We start from the raw sequence: 5,640 nt of genomic DNA, 5'->3' as shown, positions 1-5,640 counted from the left end.
CTGGAATTTGTGTTCGGCGGTGTCCTACTCTCCCACACTGGTTAGGGTGCAGTACCATTGGCGCTGGAGGGCTTAGCTTCCGGGTTCGGAATGGGGCCGGGCGTTTCCCCTCCGCTATTGCCGCCGTAACTTTGTGAAACCCACACACAACTTCCGGGTTTGTTTATCACTTGTTGTGTGTTGTTTCAGAAGTGTCATAGTGGATGCGAACTCTCATGTCACCTGTTTTTGGGTGTAAGAGTGTTGTTGTAAGTCCTCGGCCGATTAGTACCAGTCACCTGAACACATTACTGTGCGTACAGTTCTGGCCTATCAAACCCATGGTCTGTGGGTGGCCTTAACCCCGCAATGGGGGTGAGAAACCTCATCTTGGAACAGGCTTCCCGCTTAGATGCTTTCAGCGGTTATCCCTTCCGAACGTAGCTAACCAGCGGTGCCCCTGGCGGGACAACTGGCACACCAGAGGTTCGTCCGTCCCGGTCCTCTCGTACTAGGGACAGGTTTCCTCAAGTTTCTTACGCGCGCGGCGGATAGAGACCGAACTGTCTCACGACGTTCTAAACCCAGCTCGCGTGCCGCTTTAATGGGCGAACAGCCCAACCCTTGGGACCTACTCCAGCCCCAGGATGCGACGAGCCGACATCGAGGTGCCAAACCATCCCGTCGATATGGACTCTTGGGGAAGATCAGCCTGTTATCCCCGGGGTACCTTTTATCCGTTGAGCGACACCGCTTCCACTCGCCGGTGCCGGATCACTAGTCCCGACTTTCGTCCCTGCTCGACATGTACGTCTCACAGTCAAGCTCCCTTGTGCACTTACACTCAACACCTGATTGCCAACCAGGCTGAGGGAACCTTTGGGCGCCTCCGTTACATTTTGGGAGGCAACCGCCCCAGTTAAACTACCCACCAGGCACTGTCCCTGAACCAGATCATGGTCCGAGGTTAGAAGTCCAATACGATCAGAGTGGTATTTCAACAACGACTCCACCCACACTGGCGTGCGAGTTTCACAGTCTCCCACCTATCCTACACAAACCGAACCGAACACCAATACCAAGCTATAGTGAAGGTCCCGGGGTCTTTTCGTCCTGCCGCGCGTAACGAGCATCTTTACTCGTAATGCAATTTCGCCGAGTCTGTGGTTGAGACAGCAGAGAAGTCGTTACGCCATTCGTGCAGGTCGGAACTTACCCGACAAGGAATTTCGCTACCTTAGGATGGTTATAGTTACCACCGCCGTTTACTGGGGCTTAAATTCTCAGCTTCGCACCCCGAAGGGCACTAACCGGTCCTCTTAACCTTCCAGCACCGGGCAGGCGTCAGTCCGTATACATCGTCTTACGACTTCGCACGGACCTGTGTTTTTAGTAAACAGTCGCTTCTCTCTGGTCTCTGCGACCACACCCAGCTCAGGTGGTAAACACCATCACCAGACGTGGCCCCCCTTCTCCCGAAGTTACGGGGGCATTTTGCCGAGTTCCTTAACCACAGTTCTCTCGATCGCCTTAGTATTCTCTACCTGACCACCTGTGTTGGTTTGGGGTACGGGCCGTGTACCAACTCACTAGAGGCTTTTCTCGGCAGCATAGGATCATGGAATTCGCCGCAACGGCTACGCATCACCTCTCAGGCTGTATGACCGGCGGATTTACCTACCGATCGCCCTACAGGCTTACACCAGTACTACCACTCACTGGCCCCACTACCTTCCTGCGTCACCCCATCGCTTGCCTACTACCAACCAAGGTCCCGTGCATCACCCCACCCGGCACCCGAAGGTGCTCCTGGGGGATCTGGACGGTTAGTACAGTTGATTCAGCATGGGCGCGGATACACGGGTACGGGAATATCAACCCGTTGTCCATCGACTACGCCTGTCGGCCTCGCCTTAGGTCCCGACTCACCCTGGGCGGATTAGCCTGGCCCAGGAACCCTTGGTCATTCGGCGGCGAAGTTTCTCACTTCGCTTTCGCTACTCATGCCTGCATTCTCACTCCCACACCCTCCACACCTGGCTCACGCCGGCGCTTCCACGGATGCAGGACGCTCCCCTACCCACCCCACCCACTACACAGCCACCCGTAGGCAACCGTGGATGTATTGATGGAGTGCCGCGGCTTCGGCGGTGTACTTGAGCCCCGCTACATTGTCGGCGCAGGATCACTTGACCAGTGAGCTATTACGCACTCTTTCAAGGGTGGCTGCTTCTAAGCCAACCTCCTGGTTGTCTTCGCGACCCCACATCCTTTTCCACTTAGTACACGCTTAGGGGCCTTAGCCGGCGATCTGGGCTGTTTCCCTCTCGACTACGAACCTTATCGCCCGCAGTCTCACTGCCCTGCTCTCACTTACCGGCATTCGGAGTTTGGCTGACGTCAGTAACCTAGTAGGGCCCATCGGCCATCCAGTAGCTCTACCTCCGGTAAGAAACACAGGACGCTGCACCTAAATGCATTTCGGGGAGAACCAGCTATCACGGAGTTTGATTGGCCTTTCACCCCTACCCACAGCTCATCCCCTCCATTTTCAACTGAAGTGGGTTCGGGCCTCCACGACGTCTTACCGTCGCTTCACCCTGGCCATGGGTAGATCACTCCGCTTCGGGTCTAGACCCGGCGACTCAACGCCCTATTCAGACTCGCTTTCGCTACGGCTACCCCACACGGGTTAACCTTGCCACCGAGCACTAACTCGCAGGCTCATTCTTCAAAAGGCACGCCATCACCCACCCCCGAAGGGCGCAGGCTCTGACGGATTGTAAGCGTCCGGTTTCAGGTACTATTTCACTCCCCTCCCGGGGTACTTTTCACCTTTCCCTCACGGTACTAGTCCGCTATCGGTCACCAGGAAGTATTCAGGCTTACCGGGTGGTCCCGGCAGATTCACAGCAGATTCCACGAGCCCGCTGCTACTTGGGCATCCATCAAACAAGACCACACATTTTCAGTTACCGGACTCTCACCGTCTACGGCAGACCATTCCAGGCCACTTCACCTAACATGCAGTTTTCTGACTCGTCTCCAGGAAGGTAGCCCCGGAAAGATGAACCCCACAACCCCACACACACAACCCCTACCCGGTATCACATGCGCATGGTTTAGCCTCATCCGCTTTCGCTCGCCACTACTCACGGAATCACAATTGTTTTCTCTTCCTATGGGTACTGAGATGTTTCACTTCCCCACGTTCCCTCCACACCCGCTATACATTCACAGGTGGGTAACACGACATCACTCGTGCTGGGTTTCCCCATTCGGACACCCTCGGATCACAGCTCGTTTGACAACTCCCCGAGGACTATCGCGGCCTACCACGTCCTTCATCGGCTCCTGGTACCAAGGCATCCACCGAACGCCCTTAAACACTTACAACAACACCTACAAACAACCCCCACACACCACCACCAACCCCACCCCACAACAAGGGGACAAGACCAGCGGCAGATCACTGCGAGGACCGAATGTAGACATCACCTACAAACAAATCACACAAATAAAGATGCTCGCATCCACTATGCACTTCTCAAACAACACACACCAACCATCCCCTACACCCACACCGTGAGCGGAAAACAGCCGGCACCAAGACAACACAACACCCCGCAACCAGAGTCACCCCTGATCTCGCAAGGCCGGTGTGTTCTCTCAGAACCCCGACAGTGTGTTGGCAGCCCCATCCCAGTCACCCAGAACAGGTCCCCACCCGAACGATCACAACGACCATCCAACATGAGGCAGTTAGCGTTTCACCCTCGAACAAACACCCACCCGACCCGCGAACGGGGCCGGCCTGGGAGTGTTGTTTGCTCCTTAGAAAGGAGGTGATCCAGCCGCACCTTCCGGTACGGCTACCTTGTTACGACTTCGTCCCAATCGCCGATCCCACCTTCGACGGCTCCCTCCACAAGGGTTAGGCCACCGGCTTCGGGTGTTACCGACTTTCATGACGTGACGGGCGGTGTGTACAAGGCCCGGGAACGTATTCACCGCAGCGTTGCTGATCTGCGATTACTAGCGACTCCGACTTCACGGGGTCGAGTTGCAGACCCCGATCCGAACTGAGACCGGCTTTAAGGGATTCGCTCCACCTCACGGTATCGCAGCCCTCTGTACCGGCCATTGTAGCATGTGTGAAGCCCTGGACATAAGGGGCATGATGACTTGACGTCATCCCCACCTTCCTCCGAGTTGACCCCGGCAGTCTCCTGCAAGTCCCCGGCATAACCCGCTGGCAATACAGGACAAGGGTTGCGCTCGTTGCGGGACTTAACCCAACATCTCACGACACGAGCTGACGACAGCCATGCACCACCTGTACACCAACCACAAGGGGGGCTATATCTCTATAGCTTTCTGGTGTATGTCAAACCCAGGTAAGGTTCTTCGCGTTGCATCGAATTAATCCACATGCTCCGCCGCTTGTGCGGGCCCCCGTCAATTCCTTTGAGTTTTAGCCTTGCGGCCGTACTCCCCAGGCGGGGTACTTAATGCGTTAGCTACGGCACGGATCCCGTGAAAAGGAACCCACACCTAGTACCCACCGTTTACGGCGTGGACTACCAGGGTATCTAATCCTGTTCGCTACCCACGCTTTCGCTCCTCAGCGTCAGTTACTACCCAGAGACCCGCCTTCGCCACCGGTGTTCCTCCTGATATCTGCGCATTTCACCGCTACACCAGGAATTCCAGTCTCCCCTGTAGTACTCAAGTCTGCCCGTATCGCCTGCACGCCTGCAGTTAAGCTGCAGAATTTCACAGACGACGCGACAAACCGCCTACGAGCTCTTTACGCCCAGTAATTCCGGACAACGCTCGCACCCTACGTATTACCGCGGCTGCTGGCACGTAGTTGGCCGGTGCTTCTTCTCCAGGTACCGTCACTCGCGCTTCGTCCCTGGTGAAAGAGGTTTACAACCCGAAGGCCGTCATCCCTCACGCGGCGTCGCTGCATCAGGCTTGCGCCCATTGTGCAATATTCCCCACTGCTGCCTCCCGTAGGAGTCTGGGCCGTGTCTCAGTCCCAGTGTGGCCGATCACCCTCTCAGGTCGGCTACCCGTCGTCGCCTTGGTAGGCCATTACCCCACCAACAAGCTGATAGGCCGCGGGCCCATCCCCAACCGCAAAAGCTTTCCACCACAACCCATGCAGGCCATGGTCATATCCGGTATTAGACCCAGTTTCCCAGGCTTATCCCAAAGTCAGGGGCAGATCACCCACGTGTTACTCACCCGTTCGCCACTCGAGTACCCAGCAAGCTGGGCCTTTCCGTTCGACTTGCATGTGTTAAGCACGCCGCCAGCGTTCGTCCTGAGCCAGGATCAAACTCTCCATGAAAAAACATCAAAAACACCAACCAACACCACAACCCAAAAGCCACAGCATCAGCCAGCAGTTTTCAACACAAAATTTCACTCCGAAGAGTCAAACCTGACCAAACAAAAAAACTGACATTCAAAAAAACAACTTTCTCAAACGCCATCAAACAGACAACCAACCACCAAACAGGCCACAACACCACCAGCCGCCAAAACGACACAGTGACACCACAACCCACGGCGGTCAGCCATCACAATGGCACTAAACAAAACCACCAACACACTATCGAGTTCTCAAAGAACACACACCCACCAGCACCA

3 rRNA genes are annotated in these 5,640 nt (G+C 55.7%); all 3 read right to left on the bottom strand.

Annotated features, from left to right (window positions below):
- Positions 1-11: 11 nt before the first annotated feature.
- Positions 12-128 (bottom strand): 5S ribosomal RNA (gene rrf / locus GS4_RS24595).
- Positions 129-244: 116 nt separating this feature from the next.
- A 23S ribosomal RNA gene (locus tag GS4_RS24590) occupies positions 245-3,375 on the bottom strand.
- 442 nt (positions 3,376-3,817) lie between these two features.
- A 16S ribosomal RNA gene (locus GS4_RS24585) occupies positions 3,818-5,338 on the bottom strand.
- The 16S, 23S and 5S rRNA genes sit together here, the layout of an rRNA operon.
- Positions 5,339-5,640 lie beyond the last annotated feature (302 nt).

This window comes from Gordonia soli NBRC 108243 (genome assembly GCF_000334455.1).
In the GTDB taxonomy this organism is placed as follows: Bacteria; Actinomycetota; Actinomycetes; order Mycobacteriales; family Mycobacteriaceae; genus Gordonia; species Gordonia soli.
The sequence above is the reverse complement of the archived record's forward strand: the minus strand, read 5'-3'. Positions and strand labels throughout refer to the sequence as shown.